The organism is Ramlibacter tataouinensis TTB310 (assembly GCF_000215705.1).
GTDB classification, from domain to species: Bacteria; Pseudomonadota; Gammaproteobacteria; order Burkholderiales; family Burkholderiaceae_C; genus Ramlibacter; species Ramlibacter tataouinensis.
Map to the genome: position 1 here is coordinate 3,101,034 of NC_015677.1, position 14,264 is coordinate 3,115,297.

The 14,264-nt window shown below is 68.2% G+C and carries 17 protein-coding genes and 1 tRNA gene; 11 read left to right on the top strand and 7 right to left on the bottom strand.

Annotated features, from left to right (window positions below):
* Nucleotides 1-82 precede the first annotated feature (82 nt).
* The 8 genes from RTA_RS14910 to RTA_RS14945 all read left to right on the top strand — a co-directional run bounded on the left by RTA_RS14910 (nt 83) and on the right by RTA_RS14945 (nt 6,707).
* The gene (locus RTA_RS14910; RefSeq protein ID WP_049871302.1) at nt 83-1,012 is read left to right on the top strand and encodes a polyprenyl synthetase family protein; all 930 of its coding nucleotides are present in this window, start codon (nt 83-85) and stop codon (nt 1,010-1,012) included.
* Between the two features lie 40 nt (nt 1,013-1,052).
* A tRNA-Pro gene (locus RTA_RS14915) sits at nt 1,053-1,129 on the top strand.
* A gap of 142 nt (nt 1,130-1,271) precedes the next feature.
* Nucleotides 1,272-3,011, top strand: coding sequence for a type IV-A pilus assembly ATPase PilB (gene pilB / locus RTA_RS14920; RefSeq protein WP_041675628.1), 1,740 nt, complete (start codon nt 1,272-1,274; stop codon nt 3,009-3,011).
* Nucleotides 3,012-3,048: 37 nt separating this feature from the next.
* Entirely contained in the window at nt 3,049-4,266 is a 1,218-nt protein-coding gene (locus RTA_RS14925; protein ID WP_013902249.1) for a type II secretion system F family protein, read from the top strand.
* Complete coding sequence (locus tag RTA_RS14930; RefSeq protein ID WP_013902250.1) at nt 4,266-5,108, top strand: prepilin peptidase; 843 nt, start codon at nt 4,266-4,268, stop codon at nt 5,106-5,108. The genes RTA_RS14925 and RTA_RS14930 overlap by 1 nt, the downstream gene beginning before the upstream one ends.
* Before the next feature lie 13 nt (nt 5,109-5,121).
* Nucleotides 5,122-5,721: a dephospho-CoA kinase gene (gene coaE / locus RTA_RS14935; protein ID WP_013902251.1), complete on the top strand. Its 600-nt coding sequence runs from the start codon at nt 5,122-5,124 to the stop codon at nt 5,719-5,721.
* A gap of 9 nt (nt 5,722-5,730) precedes the next feature.
* The gene (gene zapD, locus RTA_RS14940) at nt 5,731-6,486 is read left to right on the top strand and encodes a cell division protein ZapD (RefSeq protein WP_013902252.1); all 756 of its coding nucleotides are present in this window, start codon (nt 5,731-5,733) and stop codon (nt 6,484-6,486) included.
* Between the two features lie 8 nt (nt 6,487-6,494).
* The gene (locus RTA_RS14945) at nt 6,495-6,707 is read left to right on the top strand and encodes a DNA gyrase inhibitor YacG (RefSeq protein WP_041675629.1); all 213 of its coding nucleotides are present in this window, start codon (nt 6,495-6,497) and stop codon (nt 6,705-6,707) included.
* 46 nt (nt 6,708-6,753) lie between these two features.
* Here the strand turns inward: RTA_RS14945 and RTA_RS14950 are convergent, their stop codons facing one another.
* Together RTA_RS14950 and RTA_RS14955 are read right to left on the bottom strand one after the other, a co-directional pair.
* A complete protein-coding gene (locus RTA_RS14950) occupies nt 6,754-7,110 on the bottom strand; it encodes a hypothetical protein (protein WP_013902254.1) in 357 nt (118 codons plus the stop codon).
* 104 nt (nt 7,111-7,214) lie between these two features.
* Nucleotides 7,215-7,412, bottom strand: a complete 198-nt coding sequence (locus tag RTA_RS14955) for a DUF3606 domain-containing protein (protein WP_013902255.1) — start codon at nt 7,410-7,412, stop codon at nt 7,215-7,217.
* 208 nt (nt 7,413-7,620) lie between these two features.
* On the opposite strand from RTA_RS14955, the gene RTA_RS20795 reads away from it, so the two are divergent.
* Entirely contained in the window at nt 7,621-7,863 is a 243-nt protein-coding gene (locus RTA_RS20795) for a hypothetical protein (RefSeq protein WP_143762984.1), read from the top strand.
* Between the two features lie 70 nt (nt 7,864-7,933).
* Here RTA_RS20795 and RTA_RS14960 read toward each other — a convergent pair whose 3' ends face one another.
* The 4 genes from RTA_RS14960 to RTA_RS14975 form a co-directional block, all read right to left on the bottom strand.
* Nucleotides 7,934-9,118, bottom strand: coding sequence for an MFS transporter (locus RTA_RS14960; RefSeq protein ID WP_013902257.1), 1,185 nt, complete (start codon nt 9,116-9,118; stop codon nt 7,934-7,936).
* Between the two features lie 43 nt (nt 9,119-9,161).
* Nucleotides 9,162-9,491, bottom strand: a complete 330-nt coding sequence (locus tag RTA_RS14965) for a hypothetical protein (protein ID WP_041675630.1) — start codon at nt 9,489-9,491, stop codon at nt 9,162-9,164.
* A gap of 111 nt (nt 9,492-9,602) precedes the next feature.
* Complete coding sequence (locus tag RTA_RS14970) at nt 9,603-10,409, bottom strand: hypothetical protein (protein WP_013902259.1); 807 nt, start codon at nt 10,407-10,409, stop codon at nt 9,603-9,605.
* Between the two features lie 224 nt (nt 10,410-10,633).
* On the bottom strand, nt 10,634-10,945 hold the full coding sequence (locus RTA_RS14975; RefSeq protein ID WP_013902260.1) for a hypothetical protein: 312 nt from the start codon (nt 10,943-10,945) through the stop codon (nt 10,634-10,636).
* 399 nt (nt 10,946-11,344) lie between these two features.
* Here RTA_RS14975 and RTA_RS14980 point away from each other — a divergent pair, with 399 nt between their 5' ends.
* Both RTA_RS14980 and RTA_RS14985 read left to right on the top strand, forming a co-directional pair.
* Nucleotides 11,345-11,668: a helix-turn-helix transcriptional regulator gene (locus RTA_RS14980; RefSeq protein ID WP_013902261.1), complete on the top strand. Its 324-nt coding sequence runs from the start codon at nt 11,345-11,347 to the stop codon at nt 11,666-11,668.
* A gap of 12 nt (nt 11,669-11,680) precedes the next feature.
* The gene (locus RTA_RS14985) at nt 11,681-13,012 is read left to right on the top strand and encodes a type II toxin-antitoxin system HipA family toxin (RefSeq protein WP_013902262.1); all 1,332 of its coding nucleotides are present in this window, start codon (nt 11,681-11,683) and stop codon (nt 13,010-13,012) included.
* Nucleotides 13,013-13,042: 30 nt separating this feature from the next.
* Here the strand turns inward: RTA_RS14985 and RTA_RS14990 are convergent, their stop codons facing one another.
* The gene (locus tag RTA_RS14990; protein ID WP_013902263.1) at nt 13,043-14,260 is read right to left on the bottom strand and encodes a pyridoxal phosphate-dependent aminotransferase; all 1,218 of its coding nucleotides are present in this window, start codon (nt 14,258-14,260) and stop codon (nt 13,043-13,045) included.
* Nucleotides 14,261-14,264 lie beyond the last annotated feature (4 nt).

Genomic DNA, 14,264 nt, shown 5'->3' on the forward strand with positions numbered 1-14,264 from the left:
TAATCGTGGGCCACTCCCCCTGCCCGCCTTGACCGACTCCGCCGCCAGCACCACCTCCGCACTTGCTCTCATCGCCGATGACATGCGCGAGGTCGATGCCGTCATCGCGCAGCGCCTGGATTCGGGTGTTCCGCTGGTCGGCGAGGTGTCGCGCTACCTCATCTCCGCCGGCGGCAAGCGGCTGCGCCCGGCCCTGCTGCTGCTGGTGTGCGGCGCCCTGGGCTACCGCGGACCCCAGCGCTTCAACCTGGCCGCCGTGGTCGAGTTCATCCACACCGCCACGCTGCTGCACGACGACGTGGTGGACGAGTCCACGTTGCGCCGCGGCCGCGCCACGGCCAACCAGAGCTTCGGCAACCCGGCCAGCGTGCTGGTGGGCGACTTCCTCTACTCGCGCGCCTTCCAGATGATGCTCCAAGCCAATGACATGCGGGTGATGGAGATCCTGGCGGAGGCCACCAACGTCATCGCCGAGGGCGAGGTGCTGCAGTTGATGAACACGCATGACGCCTCGCTGGACGAGGCCGGCTACCTGCGCGTCATTCGCTCCAAGACCGCCAAGCTGTTCGAGGCCAGCAGCCGCCTGGGCGCCGTGCTCTCCGGCAGCGCGTCGCCGGTGGAACAGGCCTGCGCCGAGTACGGCCAGGCGCTCGGCACGGCCTTCCAGGTGATCGACGATCTGCTGGACTACGACGGCAATACCCAGGAGATGGGCAAGAACCTCGGGGACGACCTGCGCGAAGGCAAGGCCACCCTGCCGCTGATCGCGGCCATGCAGCGGGGCTCGGCCCCGCAGCGCGAGCTGGTCCGGCATGCCATCGAGCAAGGGGCTGCCGACGAACTCGACGCCATCGTCGACATCGTGCGCCAGACCGGTGCCCTGGAGGTCACGCGCGAGGCGGCGGCGGCCGAGGCGCGCCGCGCGATCGCCTGCTGCGATCTGCTGCCCCGCAATGAGCACACGGCGGGTTTGCTACAATTGGCGTCTTCACTGCTTGAACGACGGCACTGATGGTCGTTTGACCATGGGTCGCCCGTCGCACCAAGACCATCGGGGTGTAGCTTAGCCTGGTAGAGCGCTACGTTCGGGACGTAGAGGCCGGAGGTTCGAATCCTCTCACCCCGACCAGTTTTCGGCATCGCGTCGGTTCTAACCAACTGCGGGCCGGCCATTACAGCCGCGCAGATTTACAAGTGCTCAGCCTTTCGGCGATGATGGGCCACTTGTTTACAAATCGCCGAGCGCCGCATCCGGCGCCCTGAGTTTGCCCATGGCCGCCGTCGATCCCGTCGCCCCCGAAGCCGCTTCCGTGGCCCTGCCCGGCATCGCACGTGCGCTGGTCTCGGCCCGCAAGCTCAGCCAGAAATCGGCCGAGGACCTGTGGCGCAAGGCGCAGGCCAACCGCAGCAGCTTCACCGCCGAGCTCACCGGCTCCGGCGCTGTCTCCCCCTTCGACCTGGCCCACACCATGTCGGCGGCTTTCGGCGCGCCGATGCTGGACCTGGACGCCATCGACATCAAGCGCCTGCCCCGCAACCTGCTGGACAGCAAGACCTGCCAGGCCTTCCGGGTGGTGGTGCTGAGCAAGCGCAACAACCGGCTCATCGTCGCCACCGCCGACCCGTCGGACCAGCAGGCGGCCGAGAAGATCAAGTTCGCCACGCAGATGGGCGTGGACTGGGTCATCGCCGAGTACGACAAGCTCACCAAGATGGTGGAGGCCAACGCCACCACCGCCAGCGAAACGATGGAGAGCATCGTCGGTGACGACTTCGACTTCGACGAATCGTCGATGGAAAGCAGCGCCGCCGACGACGAGGAGAAGGCGGGCGCCGCCGAGGTCGAGGACGCCCCGGTCGTCAAGTTCCTGCACAAGATGCTGCTAGACGCGTTCACCATGCGGGCCTCGGACCTGCACTTCGAGCCGTACGAGCACAACTACCGCGTGCGCTTCCGGGTAGACGGCGAGCTGCGCGAGATTTCCTCGCCCCCGGTGGCCATCAAGGACAAGCTGGCCTCGCGCATCAAGGTCATCTCGCGCATGGACATCTCCGAGAAGCGGGTGCCGCAGGACGGGCGGATGAAGCTCAAGGTCGGACCCGACCGGGTGATCGACTTCCGCGTCAGCACGCTGCCCACGCTGTTCGGCGAGAAGATCGTGATCCGTATCCTGGACCCGAGCAGCGCCAGGCTGGGCATCGAGGCGCTGGGCTACGAGCCTCAGGAGAAGGAGCGGCTGCTCGAGGCCGTGCAGCGCCCGTACGGCATGGTGCTGGTCACCGGCCCCACCGGCTCGGGCAAGACGGTGTCGCTCTACACCTGCCTGAACCTGCTGAACAAGCCCGGCGTCAACATCTCCACGGCCGAGGACCCGTCCGAAATCAACATGCCGGGCGTGAACCAGGTAAACGTCAACGAGAAGGCGGGCCTGACCTTCGCCGCCGCGCTCAAGTCCTTCCTGCGCCAGGACCCCGACGTCATCATGGTGGGCGAGATCCGCGACCTGGAGACGGCCGACATCGCCATCAAGGCGGCGCAGACCGGCCACCTGGTGCTGTCCACGCTGCACACCAACGACGCGCCCACCACGCTCACGCGGATGCGCAACATGGGCATCGCGCCGTTCAACATCGCCTCCAGCGTCATCCTGATCACGGCGCAGCGCCTGGCGCGCCGCCTCTGTGCCAGCTGCAAGGCGCCGGCGGACATCCCGCACGAGACCCTGCTGGACGCCGGCTACAAGGAAGAGGAAGTCGACGGCACCTGGACGCCCTACCGCCCGGTGGGCTGCTCGGCGTGCAACAACGGCTACAAGGGGCGGGTCGGCATCTACCAGGTGATGCCCATCAGCGAAGAGATCCAGCGCATCATCCTGCGCGACGGCAGCTCGCTCGAGATCGCGCAGCAGGCCGAGAGCGAAGGCGTCCGGAGCCTGCGCCAGTCCGGGCTGCACAAGGTCAAGCTGGGCGTCACCTCGCTGGAAGAAGTGCTCGGCTGCACCAACGCATAAACAACGACAAGCAGGACGCTGACAGGAGTATCCCGACATGGCGACGGCTACCGCAACCAAGATCACCGAGTTCGTCTTCGAGTGGGAGGGCCGCGACCGCAACGGCAAGCAGGTCCGCGGCGAGACGCGGGCCGCCGGCGAGAACCAGGTCCAGGCGTCGCTGCGCCGCCAGGGCGTCACTCCGCTCAAGATCAGGAAGCGCAAGATGCGCTCGGGCCAGAAGATCAAGCCCAAGGACATCGCCATCTTCACGCGCCAGCTGGCCACCATGATGAAGGCGGGCGTGCCGCTGCTGCAGTCCTTCGACATCGTGGGCCGCGGCAACGCCAACGCCAGCGTCACCAAGCTGCTCAACGACATCCGCACCGACGTGGAGACCGGCACTTCGCTGTCCGCCGCCTTCCGCAAGTTCCCGCTGTACTTCGACAACCTGTACTGCAACCTGGTCGAGGCCGGCGAGGCGGCCGGTATCCTGGAGGCGCTGCTGGACCGACTGGCGGTCTACATGGAGAAGACCGAGGCCATCAAGTCCAAAATCAAGTCGGCGCTGATGTACCCCATCTCCGTGGTGGTGGTGGCCTTCGTCGTGGTGGCGGTCATCATGATCTTCGTGATCCCGGCGTTCAAGGAGGTGTTCAGTTCTTTCGGCGCGGACCTGCCGGCGCCCACCCTGTTCGTCATCGCCATGAGCGAGATCTTCGTCAAGTGGTGGTGGCTGATCTTCGGCGGCATCGGCGGCAGCCTCTATTTCTTCATGCAGGCCTGGAAGCGCAGCGAGAAGGTCCAGATGTTCATGGACCGGCTGATGCTCAAGGTGCCGGTGTTTGGCGACTTGGTCTACAAGTCGGTCATCGCCCGCTGGACCCGCACCCTGGCGACGATGTTCGCGGCCGGCGTGCCATTGGTGGAGGCCCTCGACTCGGTGGGCGGAGCCTCGGGCAACTCGGTCTACCAGCTGGCCACCGAGAAGATCCAGCAGGAGGTCTCCACCGGCACCAGCCTGACGGCGGCCATGACCAACGCCAACGTCTTCCCCAGCATGGTGCTGCAGATGACCGCCATCGGCGAGGAGTCCGGCTCGATCGACCACATGCTGGGCAAGGCAGCCGACTTCTACGAGGCCGAGGTCGACGACATGGTGGCCGGCCTGTCCAGCCTGATGGAGCCCATGATCATCGTCTTCCTCGGTGGCCTGATCGGCGGCATCGTGGTCGCCATGTACCTGCCGATCTTCAAGCTGGGCCAGGTGGTCTGATGCTGGTGTCCCCGGGCATCGATGCCGGGCTCGCGGCTCTGCTGGGCCTGCTCGTCGGCAGCTTCCTCAACGTGGTGATCCACCGGCTGCCCAGGATAATGGAACGCCAGTGGGCGGCCGAATGCGCCGAGCTCAACGGCCAGCCGGTGTCCGCCACCGAGCCTTTGGATCTCATGCGTCCGCGCTCGCGTTGTCCCCACTGCGGCCATGCGATCCGCTGGTGGGAGAACATCCCGGTCCTGAGCTGGCTGGCGCTGCGCGGCAAATGCTCGGCCTGCCGGGCGCCCATCAGCCTGCGCTACCCCTTGGTGGAACTCGCGACCGCGGCGCTGTTCGGCTATGCCGTGTGGCGCTGGGGCGCGACGGCCAGCGGCCTGGCCTGGAGCGGCTTCGCCGCCGCCTTGCTCGCGCTGGCGCTGATCGACTGGGACACCACCTTGCTGCCCGACGACCTCACCTTGCCGCTGCTGTGGGCCGGACTGATTGCCGCGGCACTGCGCTGGAGCGGCGTGCCGCTCATCGACGCGCTGTGGGGCGCGGTAGGCGGCTACCTGTCGTTGTGGCTGGTGTACCAGGGCTTCAAGCTGCTGACCGGCAAGGAAGGCATGGGCTTCGGCGATTTCAAGCTGTTCGCCGCGTTGGGCGCCTGGTTCGGCTGGCAGGCGCTGGTGCCCATGATCCTGATGGCCTCGGTCATCGGCGCTGTGGTGGGCATCGCGCTCAAGCTCTCCAGCGGACTGCGCGAAGGCGGCTACGTGCCTTTCGGCCCGTTCCTGGCAGGCGCCGGCCTCACGGCCATGGTGTTCGGCCCGGCCGCCATCCTGCAGGCCATCGGCCTGTGACCCCGCACCGGCCATGCTGCGCATCGGCCTGACGGGCGGCATCGGCAGCGGCAAGAGCACGGTGCTGCAGATGCTGGCGGGCCTGGGCGCCGCCAGCATCGACGCCGACGCGATCTCGCGCGGCGTCACCGCCCCCGGCGGCGCGGCCATCCCCCTGATCCGGCAGCGCTTCGGCCCGCCGTTCATCGCTGGCGACGGCGGCATGGACCGGGCGCGCATGCGTGAGCACGCCTACGCCCACCCGGCCGCGCGCAAGCAGCTCGAGGAGATCATCCATCCGCTGGTCGGGCAGGAGAGCGAACGCCAGGCCCTGGCTGCCGAAAGCAGCGGCGCGCGCTGCCTGGTGTTCGACATCCCCCTGCTGGTGGAGTCCGGACGCTGGCGCAGCCGTGTCCATCGCGTGCTGGTGGTCGACTGCCGCGCCGAGACCCAGGTACAGCGGGTGACGGCCCGCAGCGGGCTGCAGCCCGACGAGGTGCGTGCCATCATCGCCGCGCAGGCGCCGCGCGCCCTGCGCCTCGCGGCGGCCGACATCGTGATTTGCAACGAGGGGTTGCAGCTGCCGCAGTTGCAGGCCGAGGTCGAGGAGGTCGCGCGCACCTTCGGGCTATGATGGCGCGCCGTGATCCTCTACGAGTACCCGTTCAACGAGCGCATCCGCACCTACCTCCGCCTCGAGCACCTGTTCCGCCGGCTCGGCCACTTGGTTCCGCGTGAACACCCGATCGATCACCACTACGCGCTGGCCACCCTCTTCGAAGTGATGGACGTGGCGGCACGCGCCGACCTCAAGTCCGACGTGATGAAGGACCTGGAGAAGCAGAAGTCTGCGCTCAACGGTTATCGCGGCAACCCGGCCATCGCCGAATCGGTGCTGGACGAGGTGGTGGCACAGCTGGACCGATGCTTCAGCGCGCTCAACAGCCAGCCGGGCAAGGCTGGCCAGTCGCTCACGGAAAACGAGTGGCTCATGAGCATCCGCAGCCGCGTCGGCATCCCGGGCGGCACCTGCGAATTCGACCTGCCGGGCTACTACGCATGGCAGCACCTGGACGCGGAACGCCGGCAGACCGACCTCAAGCGCTGGGCATCGACACTGTCCTTGCTGGCCGAATCGGTGCATCTGCTGCTGAAGCTGCTGCGCGACTCGGGAGCGCCGCAGAAGGTCATGGCGCCCCACGGCCAGCTGCAGCAGATGCTGCCGCAGGGCCGTACGTTCCAGCTGCTGCGCCTGCGCATCGACCCGCAACTCGGCCTGGTGCCGGAAATCAGCGGCAATCGCCTGATGGTGTCGGTACGACTGATGCGGCAGGAATCCGCCGACCGCATGCAACCCAGCAGCGAGAACGCTGCGTTCGAACTTACCCTGTGTTCCTGAGGCCGCCCGTGCCCGCCAAAGCACCCGATCCCAAGCCCCGCCTCGTGCCCTGCCCCGGCTGCGGCGGCGAGAGCGTGTACGCGCCGTCCAATCCGTACCGGCCCTTCTGCTGCGAACGCTGCAAGGCACTGGACCTGGGCGCCTGGGCCAGCGAAAGCTTCCGGGTGGGCAGCGAGGCGCCGCCGGACGACCAGCCGTTCGGCGACGCCAAGCTGCAGTGAGATCCAGGGCTGCGCGTGCAGGTCCGGTGGAGACAGCGCCGGACCATCAGGCCGGCCCGCACAGGCGCAAGCACTTGGCGCGCATGGTCTCGACCCGACGGTGCAGCTGTCCGCGCAACTGCTCCACCCGCTCCATCGCCTCGCGCGAAGGCCGCACCGTGGCGTCCCACAGCGAATGCATCAGCTCCACATGGGCGATCAGCACTTCGACCACGTCGACGGACAGCTGGGGCAGCGCGCCCCGGTACATGCGGATATCCTCCAGGCGGCGGTTCACGGCGGCGTAGCGTCCCGGGTCATGCCAGGACTGGACCATGCCGTCGAACTCGGCCTGGTAACTCTCCAGCGCCGCCGCCATCTGGAAGGCGACAGCCGTGAGCATGGGCTTGATGGAAGCTGACATGGGCCCAGCTTAGCCACCGATGCACCCCTGCGGGAGTCAGCGTTAGCCCGTTACCCTGGCCGAGCCGTTCCGGGCGGCCGACCGTGCTGATCAGGTTGCCTTATTCATTGGTAGCCTGCCCCCTGGCCCTGGATCAGGTACTCGCGGACCTTGTCGGCCCGGTCGCCGACGGCCGCCACGGCTTCCCTCAACTTCTCGGGTGTGACGCCCAGGCTGCGGGACCAGTCCTGCACTTCATAGTCCTGGTGGACGTTGATGCGCTCGCGGTCCTGGCCTTGGGACTTGCTCCTGTCATCGGACATGACGCTCTCCTTTCGATAGCATCACTCTCAGCCTGTAGGGGCAGGTTGGGTGTAGGACGGCGGCAGATCCGGCGGTCGGCGGCGACGGTTGCCAAGCCCACGGCCACAGGCTTCGACCTCGCATTTCGAGTGATGTAGGAATGCGCCTACTTTTCGACCGGAAGCAACCCTACACCCTCATCCGCAGTTGCTGAATACCTTTCCGGGCATGAGCAAAGATCAGCTTCCAGTGGCGCAAATGATTGGCGAGAGCTTCGTGGATCGAACCGGGCAACGGTGGTGGGTCAAGGGTGCACGGCCCGGGTCCACGGATCAGTTCATTGTCGAAGCCCAGATGAAGGGCAGCTATCCGCGCGTGGCCGTGTACGTGATGACGGAGCGCGAGTTCCACGCGCATGCCGGCGCCGCGGAACTGAAGCGCGAACGGCCCGGATCGACCTCCGAGCGCTGACCCGGCATTCCAGCTGCCACCCTCCAAGCGCCGCCAGGGCGGTGCCGGAGGGAGGGGGAGAAACGATCAGCTAGCGCAGCTTTCCGCTGCGCAGCCCCAGCGTCAGGGCGCACAGCGTGAGCGGCACCGCCAGCGCGGCGAAACCCGCCCGGTAGCTGCCGGCCAGCCCGGACACGGCGCCGAACAGCGGCGGGCCCAGCACCACGCCCAGGAAGGTGATGGCCAGCGTGCCGCCGGTGGCCATGCCGGCCTTGCCGGCGGGCGCCTGCCGGGCGACCTCGGCCAGGTAGACGCCGTTCCAGCCGATGGCCGAGGCGCCGAACACGAACAGCACCGAGATCACGACCAGGTCGGCCACCGGCTGGCTCAGCGCGGACGTGGCCGCTGCCGCCATCGCCATGACTGCGGCCAGGGCCGCCAGCATGCGGCGCGCTCCCATCCAGCGGTCGGCCACATAGCCCCACAGCACCCGCCCGAGCACCGCGCCGATCTGGGAGACCGACAGCACGAAGCCGGCGGCCACCAGGCCGTAGGCCAGGCTGTCGGTGAGGTAGGTCACCAGGTAGGTGGTGAGCGAGAGCTGCGCGATCGAGAAGATGAAGGAGCAGCCCGCCAGCATGCGCAGGCGCGGATCGGACAGGACCAGCCGGACCGGCTCCAGGAAGTTGCCCAGGCCCAGGGCACGCGACGGGTCGCGGTCGGCGTCGAACTCGGCGCGCAGCCGCTGGGCCACCCAGGCACACAGCAGGTTGGCGGCCGCCACCGCCAACAAGGCCGGCTGCCAGCCTGCCAGCAGCTGCAGGCCGGGCACGATGGCGCCGGCCAGGGCGCCCCCCAGCGGCACGCCGGTCTGCTTGACGGAAAAGACCAGGGACATGCGGTGCGCCGGCGTGGTGCGGGCCAGCAGGTGCGAGCTCGCCGGGGTCACGGGCCCGTAGCCCAGGCCCACCAGCAAGGCCCCGAGGGCGAGTGTCGGGACGGTCGGGACCGTGCACAGGACCAGGCCCACGGCGCAGAGCAGCAGGCCCAGCTGGCTGACCCGGATCGGGCCATAGCGCGCGACCGCGGCGCCGGACGCCAGGCTGGCCACCATGGCGCCGGCGTACGCGACCGCGATGTAGAGGCCGATGTAGGCGGGCGATACGCCGGCGGCGCCGGCGACCCGGGGCGCGATCGCGGGCACCGCGAGCAAGGCCATCGCCACCATGGACTGGATCGCCAGCGTGATCGACAGGGGCGCCCAGCCGTTGTTCATTGCCGGGGGGATTCTGCCACCGGCAAGGGCCGGCGGGCCCGGATCACGCCTGCCACACGCCGTACCCCTGCTTGCGCAGCAGGATGCCCAACTCGACCTCCATCGCGCGGGCCTGCTCGTAGGGCATGGGGTTGTAGCGCTCGTACAGCTCGGGCCGCAGGCGCAAGCCGAAATCGCGCGCGAAGCGGTTCGCCTGGATGCCGGCCTTGTGCCGGTCGAAACGCAGGTCGGGGTCCAGCCCCGTCATGCCGACGTAGACCAGCGGCATCCCCTCCCGGTAGCCGGGGTTGGCCTGGCGGAAGCGCGGCACGTCCCAGGCCTTGGATGACAGCTCGACGACGTAGACGTGGTGATGGCCGGCGCGGCGGGGCATGGGAGGGATTCTGGCGTCTGCTCTTGGCCGGAAGCGGACGTGGCGCGCGTTTCTGCGACAAGCGCCCCCGCCTCACATCGCCTGCGGGGTCGATAGCGGGAGGGGATACCGCTAGCCTCGGGCCATGGCGGCAACGAAGTCCTTGGCGGCCGCGCCGACAATTGCGCCCAGTGCCAGGGCCCTGGCATTGGCGGCCGAGATGATGCCGTCCGCGTAGGTGGAGCGGCCATCCCCGATGCGTGCCGTGAAGGCACTCACGGTGGCGGCCGCAATCCCTTTGCGCTCGAGGATCGGCAGGGAGGCGATCCCGGCGTCATCCGCGCCGAAGCCTGCGTCGTTGAACAGCACCAGCTGCATGCCCACCTTTGCCGCGTAGCCGTCGGACGGCGTGCCGCCATGTGAGCCGGTCGACACGATGCCGCCCACATCGCTCTCGCGCGCCAGCGCGACCGAGTCCACCATCACGACCACCCGGCTGGTGCCCGGCACGGTGGCCTCGGACCTGGTCTCCAGCATGGAGGCGGGACGGGTGCTCGGTTCCGCGGCCGCCCGCAGCAGGTCGGCTGCCTCGCCGCAGGACATGCCGGGCTCCACCTTGTAGGCGGCCGCGTGCCGGTTGACGGCGCTGATCGTCCCGCGCTCCAGCATGTCGGCACCGTCCCCGATGCGGGCGGTACGGGCGTCTACCGCGGCCATCGCGAACCCGAACTGCTCGGCCCAGGCCAGGCCGGCGATCCCCGCCCGGTCACGGCCGAATGCCGCGTCGTGCTGGATGGCAGCGCGGGCACCGGCCTTGAGCGTGAGGTAGGTCGTGAATATCGCCGCATGCGAGCCGCCGACCAGGACGGAGCCCACCGTCTCGGGACCCAGCCTGGTCACGGTCGGGACCGCCAGTACCTGCACCTGCTCGATCGACATCGTCACTCCACCTTACGCCAGCTTGCTCGATGAGAATTGAAAGTCTTACGCTCCGTCGTCGGTAGACGGAAGCGACCCCCCGGAGGCCGCCGATCGATTATGGACTGGCGCGGCAGCGACGCGGCCGTGGTCGCCGCGACAGCCGCCGCTTACGCAGCGAGCCTCGCGTCAGCCCGCTGTGTCGGCGTACGCCTCCTCCGCGATGGCACGGTAAACGCCTGGCTTCAGTCCCGTCCAGGAGCCTCCCACCCCAGCAGCTCGGCCAGGCGCCTCCCCACCCAGCTCGCCTCCACCGGAGAAACGGCAGAGCCCTCTGCCTGGAGCGCCCGCTGGATCTTCTCCAGCACCGCTTGTTCATCGCCCCCCGATGCGGACAGCGCGGCCGAGGCCTGCTCGGTGAGCGCCTGCGCAAGGTCCTCGCACAGCTCATAGCGCTCGCGCACCGCGCCCATGGGGTGCGTCAGCCGCGTGCCCGCACCCGTGGTGAACAGGGCCACAAAGGAAGGCGGCACTTCGATCTGGTTGGCATCGTCCATCACGGTGAGGATACCCGCGCGTTGCAGTGAGGTTCGTCCTGGCCTTGTAGCGGTCACGCGACGCGGCAGGCACGACCTCCATCTTCCGCAAGCAGCTGCTCAACAAAGCAGCACGCCCCGCAAAGCCAGCAGTGGCGCCGTTTCTGGCCGGACTCCACAAGCTTGTCCCCAAGCTTCTCCACGGTGGACGTGGACAGGCGCCCGGCTCGGGTGTGCTAGGCACGTCAGACAACCAGAAGCGATTGGTTCTCGCGAATTTAGACCGGCAAGCGCGCGAACAAGGAAGCAGCAAACGGCTGAGATAATTTAAATGGCATTCCAGCATGAAAGCTGAATCCATTTAGCATTTCTTTGACTCTCTTCAGAGTACGCGATATTCTGTGCTGCATCGGAGGCCAAATGCTACATTCAACGAGCATTGTTCAACAGCTGGAGAGCACCCGAAAGGCAGCCCAGCTCACGCAGGCTGAGCTGGCCGAGCGTTCCGGCGTGAATCGGATGACCGTGGGCAGGGTCGAAGCAGGGCTGGACCCCCGGCTCTCGACCGTTGAAGAGCTGGCCCGGGCCCTGGGCATGGAGATCATCCTGGTTCCCAAGGCGCTTCGTCCCGAGGTGGAGAACTTCGTGCGCTCGGGAGGCAAGCTGGTCGCCCAGCCCCCGGGCGTGGGCGCGCCCAAGTCCATCGTCGACCTGCTCCCGGTCCGTGCGCCCCGCCGGGGGTGACACCCCCGCCTGGTGAGCACCTCGATCCGTTACCTCAGGCTGTCCCTGCATGCGCCCGACGGCGGCAAGCAAGGCATCGGCTACCTGTCCCAGTACGGCGACATCCTGCGCGTCTCCTTCGACGAGGCCTACATCGCCGACACGAACCGGCTCACCCTCTCGCTGAACTACCGCGGCGAGGACGAGGCGGCCACGCAGAAGATCCTGCGCGCCGGGCGCGACGAACGCCTGGTCCGCAACGACGGACGCTGGCCGCATTTCTTCCAGAACCTGCTGCCCGAAGCCCACAACCGCGACCGCCTCGCGAAGGAACGGGGCTGCTCACCCGACGACGAGTTCGAGCTGCTGGCGGCCGCCGGCCATGACCTGATGGGCGCGGTGGAAGCCGAGCCCACGGCGCGAGGCGAGGACATACCGCAGGTGGTCCGCCACTGGCACACCTCGCTGGGGCTGGACGTCCTGGAGCCGGGGTTCGTGGAGGAGCCGGTGGAAGACGCCGCGGCCTTGCCCGGGGTGGTGACCAAGTTTTCCGCGATCCAGGAGGGGCGGCGCTACGTGGTCAAGCGGCATGGGGAAGCCGGCCACTACATCCTGAAGCTGCCGTCCATCCGGCACCCCGACCTGGTCGCCAACGAATTCGCCGGCTACCAGCTGTGCGCGGCGCTCGGGCTCGACTGCGCCGAGGCAAAGGTCATCGGCAAGGCGGATGCCGAACTGCCCGAGCAGGTGCCCTTCGACCAGATCCTCGCGGTCAAGCGGTTCGACCGCAAGGACGGCCGTCGCGTGCACATGGAGGAGTTCGCCCAGGTGCTGGGGTATCCGCCCCGCCACAAGTACGGCAAGGGCATCGCGCAGGACTACACGAGGATGCTGGCCACCCTGAACGCGCTCTCCACGCGTCCGGCACGGGACGTGCGCGAGTTCCTGGCGCGCTTCGTGGCCTTCATCCTGATAGGCAACACCGACGCGCACCTGAAGAACTGGTCGCTCATGTACCCGGACGGGCATGAGCCGCAGCTCGCGCCGCTCTATGACCCGGTCTGCGTCAGCGCCTTTTTCGCCGGCGAGGACGAAAGGACCTACGGGGTCAATCGCACCATCGACAGGACGCTTCGCGCCTTCACCTGGAACGACCTGGAAACGCTGATCCACAGCGCCGGACTCTCCCGACCCGCACACCTGATGCGCATGTGCCGGGACACGGTAAGGAAGGCACAGGCGGCATGGCCGGCTCTCCTGGAGAGCGCGCCTGCCAACGTGCGCGAGTCTGTCACCGGGCGGCTCCATGGCGGTGTGGCGCTGGCGGCAGCCAGCCCGGCCCCGATCCTCAGGCCTTCGCCCTGAGCGCCGGGTCGTTCTACGCCCTGTGCACCATCAGGTTGCCGGGGCCTCTGCAAGCGCCAGGCAGGCCGAGCGCAGCCGGGCCAGTCCTTCCTCCAGCTTCGCCTGGGAGGCCGCGAACGAGATGCGGAAGAACGGCGACACGCCATAGGCGCCGCCCTGCAGCACGGCGAGGTTGTGCGCGTCCAGCAGGTGCAGCACGAAATCCTCGTCGCTGCGCAGCGCCTGCCCGGCAGGCGTGCGGCGCCCGATCAGCTGGCGGCACGAGGGGAACAGGTAGAAGGCACCCTCCGGCGCGTGGCATTCGATGCCAGGCAGCCGGTTCAGCGCCTCCACCATGAAGTCGCGCCGCTGCTGGAAGATGCGCTTGCGCTCCTCCATGAAGCCCTGCGGGCCGGTGAGGGCCTCGACGGTGGCCGCCTGGGTGATGGACGAGGGGTTGCTCGTGCTTTGCGACTGCAGCTTCACCATCGCCTTGATCAGCTCGGCCGGGCCGGCGCCGTACCCCAGCCGCCAGCCGGTCATGGCGTAGGACTTGGAGACGCCGTTGACGGTGAGCGTGCGCTCCTTCAGCGCCGGCTCGGCCTGCGCTATGGTGGCGAAGCGCCGGCCGTCGTACAGCACGTGCTCGTAGATGTCGTCGGTGAGCACCCAGACGTGGGGGTGCCGCAGCAGCACCTTCGCCAGGCCCTGCAGCTCCTCGAGCGTGTAGGTGGCGCCGCTGGGATTGTTGGGGGCATTGAGCACCAGCCACTTGGTGCGCGGCGTGATGGCCGCCTCCAGGTCCTCGGGCCGCAGCTTGAAGCCGTTGCCGGGCGGGCAGTCCACGAACACCGGCTTGCCGTCGGCCAGCAGCACGATGTCCGGGTAGGACACCCAGTACGGCGTGGGCACGATCACTTCGTCGCCGGCCTCCACCGTGCACATGAGCGCATTGAAGACGATCTGCTTGCCCCCGGTGCCGGCGACGATCTCCTGCGGCCGGTAGGCCAGGCCGTTGTCGCGCCGGAACTTCCCTGCGATGGCTTCCTTGAGCTCGGGCGTGCCGCCGACGTCGGTGTACTTGGTCCTGGAGGAGGCCATGGCCCGCGCGGCGGCCTCGCACACGTTGGGCGGCGTGTCGAAGTCCGGCTCGCCGGCGGTCAGGCCCACGATGTCGCGGCCCTGCGCCCGCAGCTCGCGCGCGCGCTGGCCCGCCATCGAGCTGGGCGAGGGTTTGATCCGGTTGAGTCGGGCGGCGATGCGGGTCATGGTT

Coding starts and splice junctions, on each gene's coding strand:
- RTA_RS14930 (WP_013902250.1), top strand. CDS start 4,266: ATGCTGGTGTCCCCGGGCATCGATGCCGGGCTCGCGGCTCTGCTGGGC.
- RTA_RS14980 (WP_013902261.1), top strand. CDS start 11,345: ATGCTACATTCAACGAGCATTGTTCAACAGCTGGAGAGCACCCGAAAG.
- RTA_RS14965 (WP_041675630.1), bottom strand. CDS start 9,491: ATGCCCCGCCGCGCCGGCCATCACCACGTCTACGTCGTCGAGCTGTCA.
- RTA_RS14970 (WP_013902259.1), bottom strand. CDS start 10,409: ATGTCGATCGAGCAGGTGCAGGTACTGGCGGTCCCGACCGTGACCAGG.
- RTA_RS14990 (WP_013902263.1), bottom strand. CDS start 14,260: ATGACCCGCATCGCCGCCCGACTCAACCGGATCAAACCCTCGCCCAGC.
- RTA_RS14955 (WP_013902255.1), bottom strand. CDS start 7,412: ATGTCCGATGACAGGAGCAAGTCCCAAGGCCAGGACCGCGAGCGCATC.
- RTA_RS14960 (WP_013902257.1), bottom strand. CDS start 9,118: ATGAACAACGGCTGGGCGCCCCTGTCGATCACGCTGGCGATCCAGTCC.
- RTA_RS20795 (WP_143762984.1), top strand. CDS start 7,621: ATGAGCAAAGATCAGCTTCCAGTGGCGCAAATGATTGGCGAGAGCTTC.
- RTA_RS14925 (WP_013902249.1), top strand. CDS start 3,049: ATGGCGACGGCTACCGCAACCAAGATCACCGAGTTCGTCTTCGAGTGG.
- coaE (WP_013902251.1), top strand. CDS start 5,122: ATGCTGCGCATCGGCCTGACGGGCGGCATCGGCAGCGGCAAGAGCACG.
- pilB (WP_041675628.1), top strand. CDS start 1,272: ATGGCCGCCGTCGATCCCGTCGCCCCCGAAGCCGCTTCCGTGGCCCTG.
- RTA_RS14975 (WP_013902260.1), bottom strand. CDS start 10,945: ATGGACGATGCCAACCAGATCGAAGTGCCGCCTTCCTTTGTGGCCCTG.
- RTA_RS14950 (WP_013902254.1), bottom strand. CDS start 7,110: ATGTCAGCTTCCATCAAGCCCATGCTCACGGCTGTCGCCTTCCAGATG.
- RTA_RS14910 (WP_049871302.1), top strand. CDS start 83: ATGCGCGAGGTCGATGCCGTCATCGCGCAGCGCCTGGATTCGGGTGTT.